Source organism: Actinophytocola sp., from assembly GCF_036555685.1.
Classification (GTDB): domain Bacteria; phylum Actinomycetota; class Actinomycetes; order Mycobacteriales; family Pseudonocardiaceae; genus Actinophytocola.
This window is the reverse complement of sequence record NZ_DATBKY010000215.1, coordinates 18,700-33,730: the sequence shown is the minus strand read 5'-3', so window position 1 is coordinate 33,730 and position 15,031 is coordinate 18,700. Positions and strand designations below refer to the sequence as shown.

At 72.1% G+C, this 15,031-nt stretch carries 15 protein-coding genes; 12 read left to right on the top strand and 3 right to left on the bottom strand.

Annotated elements, in window-relative coordinates; translation table 11 throughout:
• The first annotated feature begins 11 nt into the window (after positions 1-11).
• Complete coding sequence (locus VH969_RS20365; protein WP_331976538.1) at positions 12-713, top strand: ArsR/SmtB family transcription factor; 702 nt, start codon at positions 12-14, stop codon at positions 711-713.
• Here the strand turns inward: VH969_RS20365 and VH969_RS20360 are convergent.
• Positions 710-2,875, bottom strand: a complete 2,166-nt coding sequence (locus tag VH969_RS20360) for an MMPL family transporter (RefSeq protein WP_331976536.1) — start codon at positions 2,873-2,875, stop codon at positions 710-712. The genes VH969_RS20365 and VH969_RS20360 overlap by 4 nt on opposite strands.
• Before the next feature lie 69 nt (positions 2,876-2,944).
• On the opposite strand from VH969_RS20360, the gene VH969_RS20355 reads away from it, so the two are divergent.
• On the top strand, positions 2,945-3,655 hold the full coding sequence (locus VH969_RS20355) for a TetR/AcrR family transcriptional regulator (protein WP_331976534.1): 711 nt from the start codon (positions 2,945-2,947) through the stop codon (positions 3,653-3,655).
• On the opposite strand, the gene VH969_RS20350 is transcribed toward VH969_RS20355, so the two are convergent.
• Positions 3,652-4,383 (bottom strand): sterol desaturase family protein, encoded by a 732-nt coding sequence (locus VH969_RS20350; RefSeq protein ID WP_331976532.1) that lies wholly within the window; start codon positions 4,381-4,383, stop codon positions 3,652-3,654. The two genes, VH969_RS20355 and VH969_RS20350, sit on opposite strands and share 4 nt — an antisense overlap.
• On the bottom strand, positions 4,380-5,102 hold the full coding sequence (locus tag VH969_RS20345; RefSeq protein WP_331976530.1) for a FadR/GntR family transcriptional regulator: 723 nt from the start codon (positions 5,100-5,102) through the stop codon (positions 4,380-4,382). The genes VH969_RS20350 and VH969_RS20345 overlap by 4 nt, the downstream gene beginning before the upstream one ends.
• Positions 5,103-5,290: 188 nt before the next feature.
• On the opposite strand from VH969_RS20345, the gene VH969_RS20340 reads away from it, so the two are divergent.
• The 10 genes from VH969_RS20340 (at position 5,291) to VH969_RS20295 (ending at position 15,003) form a co-directional block, all read left to right on the top strand.
• Positions 5,291-6,268: a helix-turn-helix transcriptional regulator gene (locus VH969_RS20340; protein WP_331976528.1), complete on the top strand. Its 978-nt coding sequence runs from the start codon at positions 5,291-5,293 to the stop codon at positions 6,266-6,268.
• A gap of 166 nt (positions 6,269-6,434) precedes the next feature.
• Positions 6,435-7,409: a helix-turn-helix transcriptional regulator gene (locus VH969_RS20335; RefSeq protein ID WP_331976526.1), complete on the top strand. Its 975-nt coding sequence runs from the start codon at positions 6,435-6,437 to the stop codon at positions 7,407-7,409.
• Positions 7,410-7,472: 63 nt separating this feature from the next.
• A complete protein-coding gene (locus VH969_RS20330; protein WP_331976572.1) occupies positions 7,473-7,736 on the top strand; it encodes a bacteriophage holin in 264 nt (87 codons plus the stop codon).
• Between the two features lies 1 nt (position 7,737).
• Positions 7,738-8,022, top strand: a complete 285-nt coding sequence (gene tatA / locus VH969_RS20325) for a Sec-independent protein translocase subunit TatA (RefSeq protein WP_331976570.1) — start codon at positions 7,738-7,740, stop codon at positions 8,020-8,022.
• Between the two features lie 102 nt (positions 8,023-8,124).
• Positions 8,125-9,000: a twin-arginine translocase subunit TatC gene (gene tatC, locus VH969_RS20320; RefSeq protein ID WP_331976524.1), complete on the top strand. Its 876-nt coding sequence runs from the start codon at positions 8,125-8,127 to the stop codon at positions 8,998-9,000.
• Positions 9,001-9,036: 36 nt separating this feature from the next.
• On the top strand, positions 9,037-9,927 hold the full coding sequence (locus tag VH969_RS20315; protein ID WP_331976568.1) for a diacylglycerol/lipid kinase family protein: 891 nt from the start codon (positions 9,037-9,039) through the stop codon (positions 9,925-9,927).
• 142 nt (positions 9,928-10,069) lie between these two features.
• A complete protein-coding gene (locus VH969_RS20310; protein WP_331976522.1) occupies positions 10,070-12,820 on the top strand; it encodes a DEAD/DEAH box helicase in 2,751 nt (916 codons plus the stop codon).
• A gap of 122 nt (positions 12,821-12,942) precedes the next feature.
• Positions 12,943-13,581: a DUF4333 domain-containing protein gene (locus tag VH969_RS20305; protein WP_331976520.1), complete on the top strand. Its 639-nt coding sequence runs from the start codon at positions 12,943-12,945 to the stop codon at positions 13,579-13,581.
• Between the two features lie 40 nt (positions 13,582-13,621).
• Positions 13,622-14,860: a GNAT family N-acetyltransferase gene (locus VH969_RS20300; RefSeq protein ID WP_331976518.1), complete on the top strand. Its 1,239-nt coding sequence runs from the start codon at positions 13,622-13,624 to the stop codon at positions 14,858-14,860.
• On the top strand, positions 14,860-15,003 hold the full coding sequence (locus VH969_RS20295) for a hypothetical protein (protein ID WP_331976516.1): 144 nt from the start codon (positions 14,860-14,862) through the stop codon (positions 15,001-15,003). Before VH969_RS20300 ends, VH969_RS20295 begins: the two co-directional genes overlap by 1 nt.
• Positions 15,004-15,031: the final 28 nt, after the last annotated feature.

Sequence of the window (15,031 nt, the reverse complement as noted above, 5' to 3'; positions counted from 1 at the left end):
ACCATCGAGGCATGCTCGCCGATGTCGCTGCCGTGCTCGCCGATCCCAGCCGGGCCACGATGTGCCTCGCGCTGATCGACGGGCGGGCTTGGACGGTCGGTGAGCTCGCGAGGGCCGCCGGGATCGCGCCGTCCACCGCCAGCGAGCATGTCGGGGTCCTCGCCAAGGCGGGGTTCGTCCGCACGCTCAAGCAGGGCCGGCACCGCTACGTCCGCCTCGAGGGGCCGGACGTCGCGGAGCTCATCGAGAAGCTCTCCCAGTACGCCGGGCCCGAGCGGCCGAAGAGCCTGCGCGCCTCGATCCGCGCGCGCCGCCTCGCCGCGGCCCGCACCTGCTACGACCACCTCGCGGGGCGACTGGGCGTCGCCATCCGGGACGGCATGCTCGCGACCGGCCTGCTCGACGACGTCGACGGCCTGCACCTGACACGGCGCGGCCGGACCGTCCTGGAAGAGCTCGGCGTGGAGCTCCACCGAACGCGGCGACCCGTGGTGAAGGACTGCCTCGACTGGACCGAACGCCGCGAGCACCTCAGCGGCGCCATGCCCGCCGCCCTCCTCGACCGCGCCCTCGCCGCCGGCTGGCTCGCCCGCGACCCGACCCGCGCCATCCGCGTGCACCCCGCCGCCGGCCCCGCCTTCGAACGCCTGGGCGTGGACGAACGCCGCGCCCGGAGCATCGAGGCTCCGGACGCGGCGTCCGCGTACGGCTAGACCTTCGCGAGCTCCGGCGACGGCGAGTCGGCGTCCTCGCGCAGGCCGACCCGGCCGTGCACGCGCCGCAGGAACGGCGGCGCCCACCACGCGGCCCGGCCCAGCACCCGCATGCCGACCGGCAGCAGCACGCCGCGGATCAGCGTCGCGTCGATCAGGATCGCGAGCCCCGAGCCGATGCCGAACATCTGGATGAAGCTGACGCCGCTCGTCCCGAACGCGAGCAGGCTGACGGCCAGCAGCACCGCGGCCATCGTGATCAGCCGGCCGGTCCGCGACAGCCCGGCGACAACCGCGTCGCGTGGCGTGGCGCCCTGGTCGTGCATCTCCTTGATCCGGCTGACCACGAACACCTCGTAGTCCATCGACAGGCCGAACACGATGCAGAACAGCAGCACCAGCATGCTCGTGTCGAGCGGCAGCGGCGTGAAGCCGAGCCACGAGGACAGCCAGCCCTCCTGGAAGATCAGCACCATGATGCCGAGCGTCGCGGACAGGCCGAGCACGTTGAACAGCAGCGCCCGGATCGGCTGCAGCACGCTGCCGGTGAACAGGAACAGCAACAGGAACGTGCTGATCGCGATGAGCCCCGCCGCGAGCGGTAGCCGGCTCCCGATCGCGTCCTTGCTGTCCACCAGCTGCGCCGCCGGGCCGCCGACTGCGACGTCCACGCCCGCGGGCACCGCGCGAACCGCGCCGACGAGGTCCTGGCCGGCAGTCGAGTGCGGGTCGTACGTGGTGCGCACGGTCAGCCGCTGCTCGCCGGAGGGAGCCGCCATGGTCGGGATGCCGGGGCCGGCCGTCCGGCCGTCGGCGTAGGTGCCGGTGCTCGCGGTGACCGACTCGACGCCGGGCACCTCGGACAGCCGGGTGGCGTAGCCGGTGACGTCGGCCGGCCCGCGGGTGACGACCTGCAGCGCCTTGCTGTCGTCGCCGGGGAAGCTCTCCCGCAGCACGTCACCGACCACCCGGGTCTCCGACGCGGTCGTCAGCACGCGCTCGTCCGGCGTGCCGAACTCCACGCGCAGCAAGGGGACCGCGGCCAGGACCAGCAGCACGATCACCGGCACGCCCGCGGCCACCGGGCGGCGGCCGGCGAACCCGGCGATCCGCGCCCAGAAGCCGGACACCGAGCTCGGCGACTTCTTCACCCAGGGCAGTCGCAGCGAGTTGACCTTCGGGCCGAGCACCGTGAGCAGCGCCGGCAGCACGACCACCGCACCGATCATCGCGACCAGCACCACGCCGACACCGGCGTAGGCGAACGAGCGCAGGAAGTACAGCGGGAAGACGAGCAGCGCCGCGAGCGCGACCGCGACGGTCAGCGCGCTGAACATGATCGTCCGGCCGGCCGTCTCGACGGTCCGCACGACAGCCGTGTGCGTGTCGCGGCCGGAAGCGAGCTCCTCGCGGAACCGGTAGACCGTCAGCAGCGCGTAGTCGATCGCGAGGCCAAGGCCCAGCGCGGTGGTCAGGTTGATCGAGAAGACGGACACGTCGGTCAGCGAGCCGAGCACGGACAGCTCCGCGAACGTACCCAGCACGGCGATCGCGCCGATCGCGAGCGGCAGCAGGGCGGCCACGACGCTGCCGAACACGACGACGAGCAGGGCCAGGATGATCGGCACCGCGATCGACTCGGCGAGCGCGAGGTCGGCGCCCACCTGGTCGCCGATGTCCGGGCCGACCGCCTGCGGCCCGCCGACCCGCACCGTGAGCGGTCCGCTGGTCGTGTCGTAGGCCTCGCGCAGCTTCTCGACGTCGCCGGCATCGGTCAGCTTGGCGACGGCGATCGCGTACTTGCCGTCGGCCGACTTCATTCCCGGCGCGTGGGTGGTGAAGTACGACGCGAAGTCGTCCAGCGTGCCGTCCGCGGCCAGCCGGCCGGTGACGTCGGTGGCCACTGCCTTGACCGCGGGGTCGTCGACCGTGCCTTCGGTGGCGGTCATGAGGAAGACGACGTCGGCGTCGCCGCCGAACTTCGAGTCGAGCAACTCTTGAGCCTGGCTGGACTCCGCGGCCGGGTTCTCGAACCCGCCCTCGGTCTTGAGTTTGCCGAACGCGGTGAACCCGAGTGCGCCCGCTCCGACCATGAGCAGGACCGTGACCACGAGAACCGCGCGAGCGTGGGCGGCGATGAACCGGCCGATGCGACCGAACATGACGAGCTCCCCTTGCAATCGCACTAGATGTGTACGGGCGTAAACTTGACGGGCGTTAACTTGCCATCAATGTTCACTGGTGTCAACATCGGGTACGTGAACTCGCCGAAACGCGCCTACCACCATGGCGATCTGCGCAACGCGCTGGTCACCGCGGCGGCCGAGCTCGCCGCCGACGGCGGGCCGGGTTCGGTGAGCATCCGCGCGGCCGCCCGCCAGGTCGGCGTCACGCCGACGGCGGCGTACCGCCACTTCGCGGGTCAGGAGGAGCTACTCGGCGCCGCGAAGGAATGCGCGCTGGACGAGCTCGCCGGGGCGATGCAGAAGGAGCTGGCCGCCCGCACGCAGACCGACGACCCGGTGCAGTACGCGCTCGGCAGCCTCGCCGCGCTCGGCCGCGGCTACATCGCGTTCGCCCGCGCGCAGCCGGGCCTGTTCCGCACGGTGTTCTCGTTCCAGGGCCCGGTGCGCGACGAGGCCGACGACCACGAGAGCGACGGCCGGCCGGATCCGTTCGGGCTGCTGCTCGACTCGCTCGACGAGCTGGTCGCGGTCGGCTACCTGAGGGTCGAGCGGCGGCCGCTCGCGGAGATCGCGGCGTGGTCGATGGTGCACGGCCTCGCGGCCCTGCTGGACGGCCCGCTGCGCGACATGCCCCAGGACGTCCGCGAGGACGCGATCGTGAAGGCGATGCTGGTCCTCGGCCACGGCCTGTCCGGCACCGGGCTGACACCCGAGCAGGAGAAGCTGCTGGCCGACGAGGTTCGTGCGGGTATCTAGCTCGCCGCCGCCTCGCGGGAGTGCAGGTCGCGGACCGTGGGGGAGGTTCGCACGGTCTCCGGGTTCGGGTGGGTGCCCAGCACCCGGTCCGCGGTGCCGGACGTGGTCACGGTGAACCAGTAGTGCTCGTTCTTGTAGTGGTGCAGCCGGTGGTTGCGCCAGATCGCCCGGTACAGCCGGGTCCGCGGCCGGTAGTCGCTGTGGATCAGGTAGTGCATCCACTCGTAGCCCAGCCCGAGCGTGGCCGCCGTGCCGAGGAACGTCAGCCCGACGCCGAGGCGGGGAAACGCGAGCAGCGCGATCGCGGTCGTCGCCGGTAGCAGCCACAGCTGCACCTGCCACGGGATGAACACGAGCGGCACGTCGCGCGGGTCCGCGTGGTGGGCGCGGTGCTTGCGGGACAGCAGCGGGTCGATCGTCAGGCCGCCGACCCGGCGCGGCCGCCAGTGCAGCACGCACACGTGCACGATCCACTCGAAGAACGGGAACACCGCGAGCATGATCACCGGCGTGACCGCGTCGCTCAGCCGCCAGTCGCCGGCGACCAGGCGGGCCGTCACGGCGGCGGTCAGGAGCACGGCCAGCATCCACGGCGACGGGTGACGCCAGAACGCCCGGGCCGCGTCGGACAGGCCGGTCGAGCGGCGGCGCGAACCGGTGATGGCGGCCTCGTCGGCGCGGACCTGGGCGCGGGCGCGAGCTTCGACGGTGTCCTTGGCGTCGGTCATTGAGACTCCTCCAGTTGCCTGATCACTGTCAGCAGGCCGTAAGTGCCCGCGCCGAGCAGGTCCTCGGCGAGGCGGCGGGCCTCGGGGCCATCGCCTGCCACGATGGCCTCGGTCAGCGAGCGGTAGGCCGCGATGCGGGTGACCTCGGCGTCCATGACGGGGCCGAGCACCGCGATCGCCGGCTCGTAGGCGGCGCGCAGGCTGTTGAACATCAGCCGGAACGCGATCGAGTCGGCGCCGTCGACGACGTGTTCCCAGAACAGCAGCGCGTGCCGCTGCCGGGCGACCGAGTCGTCCGCCGCCTCCAGCGCGTCGACCGCCGCGCGCAGCGGTTCGGCGAGCCGGGCGCCGGCCCGCTCGGCCGCGAGCTCGGCCACCTTCGGGCCGACGTGCAGCCGCGCCTCGAGGATGCTGCGCGCCACCGACAGGTCGATCTCGCCGCCGGGCGAGAGCAGCCGGGGGAGCAGGTCGAGCCCGCCGTGGCGGCGGTAGTCGCGGACCGTCGTGGTGTCGCCCTGGCGGACCTCCACCAGGCCGGCCGCGGCCACCCGCTGCAGCGCCTCGCGTACTGCCGGGCGGGACACCCCGAGCACCTCGGCCAGCCTGCGCTCGCTGGGCAGCGGGTCGCCGGGCGCGAACTCGCCGCTCACGACGTCGGCGAGGATCTGCTCGAACACGGCGTCCGGAACGGACCGGCGAGCCACGGGTTGCAGGGCCATGGGTGACACCATGCCGCCCAGAAGGCCCGACGGTCAAGTGGTCAGACCAACGCTCGGTCGCGACCCGGGTAGCGACCGGGCGGCCGGTGCCCACTGATCGGGGGAATGCCGGGCGAACGGACCGTTCGCACGAATCGCCGGGGCGCGTTGGGGGACTGAGGTGTGTCAGTCGGGCTAGAGTTCGAAACGTGTCCGTCGCACGCGCCGAACGACTCGTCAACCTGGTGCTGTGTCTACTGTCCACCCGCCAGTACCTGACCGCCGAGCACATCCGGTCCCTCGTGGCCGGCTACTCCGACGCGCCCACGGACGAGGCCTTCTTCCGGATGTTCGAGCGGGACAAGGCCGAGCTGCGTGAGCTGGGCGTGCCGCTGGAGGTCGGCCGTAACTGGTCGTTCGACACGGTCGACGGGTACCGGATCGCGCGCCGTGACTACGAGCTCGGCGACATCGACCTCGAGCCCGACGAGGCCGCCGCGGTGGCGCTCGCCGTGCGGCTGTGGGACTCCCCGGAGCTGACCGGTGCGGCGGCCGGTGCGCTGCTGAAGCTGCGGGCCGCCGGGGTGGACGTCGACCAGGGCGTGCCGGCGGTCGTCGAGCCGAAGGTGCGTACCACCGAGCCCGCGTTCGGGCCGCTGCTCGCCGCCGTCCAGGCCGGCCGGGCGGTCGGCTTCGACTACCGGAAGGCGAACCCGGCCGAGGTGCGCCGGCGCACGCTGGAGCCGTGGGGCGTGGTGTCCTGGCGCGGGCGCTGGTACGTCGTCGGCCACGACCGGGACCGGGACGCGCCGCGCTGCTTCCGGTTGTCCCGCATCGTGGGGGAGGTCGAGATGTCCGGCCGGGCCGGGGTTGTGCAGCGGCCGGCCGACGTCGATCTGCTGACCTTCGTGTCACACTCCAGCGACGAACCACCCGACACGTCGACGGTGCGGCTGTGGCTTGCGAAGAACCGTGCGGCGGGCCTGCGCCGCCGGGCCAAGGTCGTCGGCGAGCAGACCATCGACGGCGTCGCGGGCGACGTGGTCGAGCTGGAGGTCTGGTACACCGACTCGTCGGCCAGCTGGATCGCGGGCTACGGCGAGGATGCCGTGGTGCTCGAGCCGGAGGTGCTGCGCAAGTCGGTGCACGAGCGGCTGCTCGCCGTGGCGGGGAGTACGGGGGGCTAGCGAGTGCCTCCGTGGATCTCGTTGGTCACAGTGGATCTTTGCGCGAAGTCCGGTGCCGATCAACGTAACCTCAGGGGACCGTGCTGGCACTCGGCCACAGTCGACAGACCATCCGGACTGTCCGCCGGAACGCAACCGACACTTTGAATTCCGGGGAGGCGGACCAGTGAGCACATCGCAGGACCGGCTGCCACGCCTGCTGGCGCTGGTGCCCTACCTGATCGCGCGGCCGGGCATCCCGGTGGACGAGGCGGCCGAGGACTTCGGCGTCTCCGCCAAGCAACTGCGCAAGGACCTCGAGCTGCTCTGGATGTGCGGGCTGCCGGGCTACGGGCCCGGCGATTTGATCGACCTGTCCTTCGAGGGCGACACGATCTCAGTCAACTTCGACGCCGGCATGAACCGGCCGCTGCGCCTCACCGGCGCCGAGGCCACCGCGTTGCTGGTCGCGCTGCGCACGCTGCTGGAGGCACCCGGCGTGGCCGACGCGGACGCGGTGCGCCGCGCGGTCGCCAAGATCGAGGCGGCGGCCGGGCAGGCGCAGCCCGCCGGGGTCGCGGTCGGCCTCGGCGTGCGCGAGGGCAAGAGCACCGCCAAGGCACGCCAGGTCGTGCAGGGTGCGCTCACGCAGCGGCGGGCGCTGCGGATGACCTACTACACGGCGTCGAAGGACGAGATCACCGAGCGCACGGTCGACCCGATGCGGATGCTGATCGTCGAGGGCCGCAGCTACCTGGAGGCCTGGTGCCGGCGGGCCGAGGGCGTGCGGCTGTTCCGCCTCGACCGCATCGACGAGGTCACGCAGCTCGACGAGCCGGCCGCGCCGCCGCCTTACGCCGAGCAGACCGACACCTCCGCGGGCATCTTCCGCGAGCGCCCCGACCAGGAGGTCGCTCAGCTCGTGCTCGAGCCGGACGCGCGCTGGGTGTCGGAGTACTACCCGGTGGAGAAGGTGACCGAACTCGACGGCGGCCGGCTCCGAATAAGGATGCGGTACGCGGACCTGTCGTGGATGGTCCGGCTCCTGCTGGGCCTCGGCGGCGACGTGAGCGTCGAGGAACCGGAGGAGCTCGCGGCGGGCTTGCGTGACCGAGCAAGGCGGGCGCTCGCGCGGGCCGGACAGCTCTCGGTAACCCCGTGACCTACGGGAAGCCGGGAACCGCCCACCCTACGGTGACCACATGCCCACTACGGTAGGAACGTGATGTCGTACCTGCCGACCTGGATCCTGGTTGCCATCGGGTTGGCGCTGCTCGGGCTCGTGCTCACCCGGGCACTGCGCAACGTGCGCCGGTTCGGCACCACGGCGGCCGGCGTGAACGCCCGGTTCGGGGACCGGACGAGCACGCTGCGCGCGCGGACGGCTGCCTTGCGGGTCGCTGTGAAACAGACCCGCGCACGATGGAAGCACGCCCCGGCTGACGTACCATCGAACAGCCGGGGGAGACAGGAGGATGACCGTGGGTAACTTGGGTGTACCCGAGCTGTTGATCATTGCCGGTGTGATCGTCCTGCTCTTCGGAGCACGGAAGCTGCCGGAGATGGCGCGCTCGCTCGGCAAGTCCGCCAAGGCCTTCAAGGAAGAGACCAAGGGCCTGCGTGGCGAGGACAAGGACAAGGACGACACCCCGGCCACGCCGCCGGTGCAGCAGCAGCTGCCGCAGGCTCAGACGCCGCCGCAGACGAACGGCACGACGCAGCCCGCCGCCGAGCAACCGGTCGAGCAGGCTCAGCAGAACAAGAACGCCGGCTGAGAAACGGGGTTCCAGACGGTGGCGCGCAAACCGCACCGCCGGGACGAGGGTCGTCGCGAGAAGAAGCGTCTTCGTAGCCGTCGGCACAATCCCGACGGCACCATGTCCCTCCGGGAACATCTCTACGAGCTGCGGCACCGGTTGGGTTTGGCGATCCTGGCCCTCCTCGTGGGCTGCATCGCCGGGTTCCTCTGGTTCCAGTGGTGGATCGGCCCGATCCCCTCGCTCGGTCACCTGCTCACCGGCCCGTACTGCGCGCTGCCCGCGGGTGTCCGGTTCGAGCCGATCCCGGGCAAGTGCCAGCTGCTGCAGACCCAGCCCTTCGAGGCGTTCCTCATCCAGTTCAAGGTCGGCCTCGCCGCGGGTGCGGTGCTGACCAGTCCGTTCTGGCTCTACCAGATCTGGGCGTTCATCACTCCCGGCCTGTACGACAACGAGCGCAAGTTCACCCGCATCTTCGTGATCCTGGCGACGATCCTGTTCGCCTGCGGCGCCGTGCTCGCCTACTTCGTGGTGCCGAAAGGCCTGCAGGTCCTGGTCAGCTTCGGTGGCGACCAGTTCATCACCGCGCTCGCGGCGAACGAGTACATCTCGTTCGTGCTCGTCATGCTGCTGATCTTCGGCGTGAGCTTCGAGCTGCCGCTGCTGATCACCATGCTGAACCGCATCGGCGTGCTGCCCTACCGCAACCTCGCCCGCTGGCGGCGGGGGATCATCTTCGCGCTGTTCGTGTTCGCCGCGGTCGCCACGCCCGGCACCGACCCCATCGGCATGCTGGCGCTCGCCGGCGCGATGACCGTGCTGTTCGAGGTCGCCGTGCAGATCGCCCGCATCCACGACCGCAAGAAGGACCAGCAGGCGGTCGCCGAGGGCTGGGGCGACCCGGAGGACTACGATCTCAAGCCCGAGAACGTCCCCGACGAGCCCGCCGCGAAACCGAAGTCCGAGACGCCCGCCGGCTTCGACGACGTGACCTGAGGGACGGCACAGTTGGCTGACACGGTGCGGGCCGCCATGGTGGTGCACCCGGCATCCGGCCTCGGCCGGGCCGGCCGGATCGCGGACACGGTCGCGCAGCGGCTGCGCGGCGCGGTCGACGACCTCATCACGGTCGCCGCGACGACCGTCGAGGAGTCGCGCCGGCTGATGGAGCGGGCGCACGACACCACGCTGGACGTGCTCGTCGTGGTAGGCGGCGACGGGTCGGCGCACCAGGGCGTGCAGTTCTGCGCCGACACCGGCGTCGCGCTCGGCGTGGTGCCCGCGGGCACCGGCAACGACCTCGCCCGCACGCTCGGCGCGCCGAAGGATCCGCTCGAGGCCACCGACGCGCTCGTCGCGGCGATCAAGGCGGGCCAGCGCACGAAGATCGACCTCGGCCGGGTCGCCGGCGGGCCGTGGTTCGCCGGCGTGCTGTGCGCCGGGTTCGACTCCGCGGTCAACGAGCGGGCCAACCGGATGCGTTGGCCGTCCGGTCCCCGGCGCTACGACCTCGCGATCGTCGCCGAGCTCGCGAAGCTGCGCGGCGGGCGGCTGTCGGTCACCCAGGACGGCGAGCGAACCGAGGTCGAGGCCACCCAGATCGCCATCGGCAACATCCCGTACTACGGCGGCGGCATCCCGGTATGCCCGTCCGCCGACCCGACCGACGGGCTGTTCGACATCACGCTCGTCCGCTCCGCGAAGCGGCGCGACCTGGTCAGGATGCTGCCGGGCCTGCGCACCGGCAACCACGTGCACAACCCGCTCGTCACGACCTCGCAGGCCAGGCAGGTGCGCATCGGTGAGGAGAACGGCTGGGTCGCCTACGCCGACGGCGAGCGCATCGGCCCGCTACCGGTCGAGGTCAGCCTGGTGCCCGGAGCGCTCACCGTGGTGAACGGTTCGCTTCGCGCATCCGCCTGACCGCAGTCCTCCCTCCGGCGCCGCTCGGCGTTCGTCCCGCACGCCCGCGCTGATCGTCAGTCCGGCCGGCGGACGCGGCTGCACTCGCTCGCGGGTCGGGTCCGCCAAGTGAGCGCGCGCGTCGTGTGACAGGCTTTGGAGTGTGGCCAGCCCTTCTCCATCTCCGGCCGAGGCTTACGCGGCGTCACGGCGCCGGTCCAGCTATCCCAAGCTGACCGAGTTCGTCCAGCAGCTGCCCTTCGAGCTCGACCCGTTCCAGGACCAGGCGTGCGCCGCACTCGAGGACGGGCACGGCGTGCTGGTGTGCGCGCCGACCGGGGCCGGCAAGACCGTCGTCGGGGAGTTCGCGGTGCACCTCGCGCTCGCCGAGGGCCGCAAGTGCTTCTACACCACGCCGATCAAGGCGCTGTCGAACCAGAAGTACGCCGACCTCGTCGAGCGGTACGGGGCGAAGATGGTCGGCCTGCTCACCGGCGACACGTCGGTCAACGGCAGCGCGCCGATCGTCGTGATGACCACCGAGGTCCTGCGCAACATGCTCTACGCGGGTTCGGCGACCCTCGACGGCCTCGGCTACGTCGTGATGGACGAGGTGCACTATCTCGCCGACCAGTTCCGCGGCGCCGTGTGGGAGGAGGTCATCCTGCACCTCCCGGAGTGGGTGCGGTTGATCAGCCTGTCCGCGACGGTCAGCAACGCGGAGGAGTTCGGCGACTGGCTCGTCGAGGTGCGCGGCGACACGACGGTCGTGGTCGACGAGCACCGGCCCGTGCCGCTCTGGCAGCACATGATGGTCTCCGGCCGGATGCTCGACCTCTTCGCCGGCGAGGACGCCGAGGGCCACCCGCGGATCAACCCGGAACTGTTGCGCCGCACCGAGAACGCGGCCCGCGAGCAGGCGCCGTGGCGCGGTCCGCGGCCTCGCGGCCGGGGCCGCCCGGCGCCCCGCGGCCCCCGGTTCCGGCCGCCGTCCCGGGTGGACGTCGTGGCCCGGCTCGACGGCGCCGGCCTGCTGCCGGCCATCGTGTTCGTGTTCAGCCGGGTCGGCTGCGACGCCGCCGTGGCCCAGTGCGCACGCTCGGGCCTGCGGATGACCACCGACGCGGAGATCGCCGAGATCCGGCGGATCGTCGACGCGCGCACCAGGGACCTCAACGACGCCGACCTGCGCGTGCTGGGCTTCTGGGAGTGGCGCGAGGCGCTCGAGCGCGGGTTCGCGAGCCACCACGCCGGGCTGCTGCCGGCGTTCAAGGAGACCGTCGAAGAGCTGTTCGTCCGCGGCCTGGTCAAGGTCGTGTTCGCCACCGAGACCCTGGCGCTCGGCATCAACATGCCCGCGCGCACGGTCGTGCTCGAGCGGCTGGTGAAGTACAACGGTGAGGCGCACGTCGAGCTGACGCCGGGGGAGTACACGCAGCTCACCGGCCGGGCCGGGCGGCGCGGCATCGACATCGAGGGGCACGCGGTGGTCGTCTGGGGTCCCGGGGTGGACCCGAAGGCGGTCGCGGGGCTCGCCTCCACCCGGACCTACCCGCTGCGCTCGTCGTTCCGGCCCGCGTACAACATGGCGGTCAACCTCGTCGACCGGCTCGGCGCGCAGGCCGCCCGCGAGCTGCTCGAGCAGTCGTTCGCGCAGTTCCAGGCGGACCGCTCGGTGGTCGGGCTCGCCCGGCGGATCGAGCGCAACCGCGAGGCGATCGAGGGCTACCGCGAGTCGATGACCTGCCATCTCGGCGACTTCGCGGAGTACATGGAGCTGCGGGCGAAGCTGTCCGAGCGCGAGAAGTCCCTGTCCCGCCGCAACGCGACGGCCCGGCGGGCGGAGGCGGCGCGCTCGCTGGAGTCGCTGCGCAAGGGTGACGTGATCGCCGTGCCGTCCGGCCGCCGCACGGGGCTCGCGATCGTGGTCGACCCGGGCGTGGACTCCATGGGCGAGCCGCGGCCGCTGGTGATCACCGAGGACCGGTGGGCCGGGCGGCTCTCGGTCGCCGACTTCCCGGTGCCGGTCGAGCCGCTCGGCCGGGTGAAGCTGCCCAAGCAGGTCGACCTGCGCTCGCCGCGGTCGCGCCGCGACCTCGCCTCGACACTGCGCAACACCGGCATCGAGGCGCCCGGCCGGAACCGGCGGCGCTCGGGCGGCGACGGCGAGGACCGCGAGCTGGCGGCGCTGCGGCGGGCGTTGCGGGCGCACCCGTGCCACGGCTGCGAAGACCGGGAGACGCACGCCCGCTGGGCGGAACGGCACCGCAGGCTCACCACGGAGACCCAGCAGCTGGCGCAGAAGGTCGCGGCCACCACCCACTCGCTGGCCCGCGGCTTCGACCGGATCCGTGCGTTGCTGACCGAACGCGGCTACCTCGACGGCGAGGACGGCGTGACCGACGCCGGCCGGCGCCTGGCCCGGCTCTACAGCGAGTCCGACCTGCTGGCGGCCGAGTGCCTGCGGCACGGCGTGTGGGACTCGTTGACCGCGCCCGAGCTCGCGGCGGTCGTGTCGGCCCTGGTGTTCGAGTCGCGCCGGGACACGCCGGCCGAGGCGCGCGTGCCTGCCGGGCCGGTGACCGACGCGCTCACCGAGACCGCGCGGCTGTGGACGGCGCTGGAGTCCGACGAACGGCGGCACAAGCTCGAGCGGACCCGGCAGCCGGACGCGGGCTTCGCGTGGACGGTGTACCGGTGGGCGCGCGGCGAGTCGCTCGAGAAGGTGATGACGGCGGCCGAGACGGCGGGCGCGGAGATCTCGGCCGGCGACTTCGTCCGGTGGTCCCGTCAGGTGATCGACTTGCTCGACCAGCTGCGTGATGTGATGGGCAAGGCACATCCCGTCGGCGCGGCCGCGGCCGAGGCGGTGCGGAGCATGCGGCGCGGCGTTGTCGCACTTGGCACGGCCTGACCGGGGCGGCCCGAACGGCTTGGGCCAGATGGCTGGCATTCGCGTGGCGGCGCACACGGGATGTTCACCTGCCGATATGGTTTGATCGCGCGAGACCAGACCCGACGTGGCGGAGGCGAACGATGACGAGCCCCTACGGGCCTCCCGGTGGGAACGACCCGCAGCAGCAGTGGGGACAGCAGCCCTACGGCGGCGGTCCGACCCCGGGTACGCCGTCGGGCGGCGTCCCGGCGCAGCCGGGTCAGGGTTACGGGCAGCCGCCTTACGGGCAGCCGGATCCGTCGCAGCAGCCGTACGGCGGGTACGGCCAGCAGCAGCCCACGCAGCAGTACCCGTACGGTCAGCCGCAGCAGCAGCCCTACGGTGGGTACGGCCAGCCGCAGGGCTATCCGGGTCAGTCGCCGTACGGCCCGCCGCCGAAGAAGGGCGGCAGCGCGTGGATCTGGGTCGTCGTCGTGGTCGTCGTGCTCGCCGCCGGTGTGTTCGCGGTGCTGGGCTTCGTGACTCCGGGCTTCCTCACGAAGAAGGTCTTCGACGAGAACGCCCTCGAGGGCGACAACGGCGTGAAGAAGATCCTCGTGGAGAACTACAACGAGCCCGCCGAGGATATCTCCAAAGTGGACTGTCCGGCCGACCAGGAGGTCAAGCAGGGCAACACCTTCGAGTGCAAGGTGACAATCCGCGACGAGGTGCAGACCGTCAAGATCACGGTCGTCAACAACGACGGCCAGTACGAGGTCTCCACTCCGGAAGGCAAGTAACTCGCTCGCGCGGCGGGCGCGCAGCGGTCATCATCGGGCGGTGACGCAGACACTCGCGCCCGCGCGGGACACCTCCTTCGACGTGCGCGTGCTCTCCGACGGTGAGCTTCGCACGGCCAGCACCGTGTTCCGCGAGGCGCTGCACGAACCGCCGCACGACGACGAGAAATGGGCGGTCTGGGCCAAGGTCTACGAGCCCGGCCGCAGCTACGGCGCCTTCGCCGGCGACACCATGATCGGCACGGTGACCTCGCTCGCCTCGAGCATGACCGTGCCCGGCGGCGCGACCGTGCCGATGGCCGCGGTCACCGGCGTCGGCGTCCGCGCCGACCACCGCCGCCGCGGCGCGCTCACCGCGATGATCCGCCGGGAACTCGAGGACCTCGCCGCCGCCGGCGAGACGCTCGCCGCCCTGCACGCGAGCGAGCCGGCCATCTACGGGCGCTTCGGCTACGGGCTCGGCACGCTCGGCCGGTCCGTCAAGCTCCGGTCCGGCCGCGCCCGCCTGCGCGACGACGTCCCCACCGCCGGCACCGTCCGGCTGCTCTCCACCGACGAGGCGCTGACGCTGCTGCCCGCCGCGTACCCGCCGCTGCAGGCCACCCGCCCGGGCATGATGAGCCGCGGGCAGTCGTGGTGGGTGCTCGGCTACGAGCGCCGGTTCGCACACGAGTACTTCCGCGTGGCCGCGCACCACGGCGCCGACGGCACGATCGACGGCTGGGTCGGCTACAAGCCGGGCCCGTACCACTCCGGCGACCCGCGCGACGGCTCCCGCCTGTACGTGCTCGACTTCCACGCGGCGAACCAGGGCGTGGCCAACGACCTGTGGCGCTACCTGATCGGCATCGACCTCGTCGAGGAGCTCATCGCCTACGGCCGCCCCATGGACGACCCGATCGAGGCGATGCTCACCGACCTGTTCGCGCTGCGCAGCGACCCGGACGACGAGCTGTGGGTACGGGTCGTGGACGTGCCCCGCGCGCTCGCCGCCCGCACCTACGGTCCGGCCGACCCCGTGGTGATCGAGATCGTGGATCCCTTGCTGCCCGGCAACTCCGGCCGCTACCTGATCAGTCCACAAGGGACGGAACGCACGAGCTCGCCGCCCGGCCTCACGATGACCGTGGAGGCGCTCGGGATGATCTACCTCGGCACGTGGCGGCCCTCGACGCTCGCCGCGATCGGCCGGCTCACCGCCAAAAACCCGGTCGCGGCCGAGGCGGCCGACCGGCTCTTCGCCACGGACCGGCCGTCCTGGTGCGGTAGCTTGTTCTGATGCCGGACAGGGGACGGGGGAGCATGCGGCGCGTGGTCCTGGCGGCGCTGCTCGCGGTCGCGGCCGTCCTCGCCACGAGCTGCGGCCCCGATGAGCCCGAACACCCCGAGCTGACCGACTACGCCGGCCCGCCTCCGGGTTGATGCGGTAGGCGCGTCCGGGTCGTCGTGG

What these genes read in the sequence shown, in the direction of transcription:
- VH969_RS20365 (WP_331976538.1), top strand. Translation starts at nt 12, where the DNA reads ATGCTCGCCGATGTCGCTGCCGTGCTCGCCGATCCCAGCCGGGCCACG.
- VH969_RS20355 (WP_331976534.1), top strand. Translation starts at nt 2,945, where the DNA reads ATGTTCACTGGTGTCAACATCGGGTACGTGAACTCGCCGAAACGCGCC.
- VH969_RS20315 (WP_331976568.1), top strand. Translation starts at nt 9,037, where the DNA reads ATGGTGGTGCACCCGGCATCCGGCCTCGGCCGGGCCGGCCGGATCGCG.
- VH969_RS20360 (WP_331976536.1), bottom strand. Translation starts at nt 2,875, where the DNA reads ATGTTCGGTCGCATCGGCCGGTTCATCGCCGCCCACGCTCGCGCGGTT.
- VH969_RS20345 (WP_331976530.1), bottom strand. Translation starts at nt 5,102, where the DNA reads ATGGCCCTGCAACCCGTGGCTCGCCGGTCCGTTCCGGACGCCGTGTTC.
- VH969_RS20295 (WP_331976516.1), top strand. Translation starts at nt 14,860, where the DNA reads ATGCCGGACAGGGGACGGGGGAGCATGCGGCGCGTGGTCCTGGCGGCG.
- VH969_RS20305 (WP_331976520.1), top strand. Translation starts at nt 12,943, where the DNA reads ATGACGAGCCCCTACGGGCCTCCCGGTGGGAACGACCCGCAGCAGCAG.
- tatC (WP_331976524.1), top strand. Translation starts at nt 8,125, where the DNA reads ATGTCCCTCCGGGAACATCTCTACGAGCTGCGGCACCGGTTGGGTTTG.
- VH969_RS20350 (WP_331976532.1), bottom strand. Translation starts at nt 4,383, where the DNA reads ATGACCGACGCCAAGGACACCGTCGAAGCTCGCGCCCGCGCCCAGGTC.
- VH969_RS20330 (WP_331976572.1), top strand. Translation starts at nt 7,473, where the DNA reads ATGTCGTACCTGCCGACCTGGATCCTGGTTGCCATCGGGTTGGCGCTG.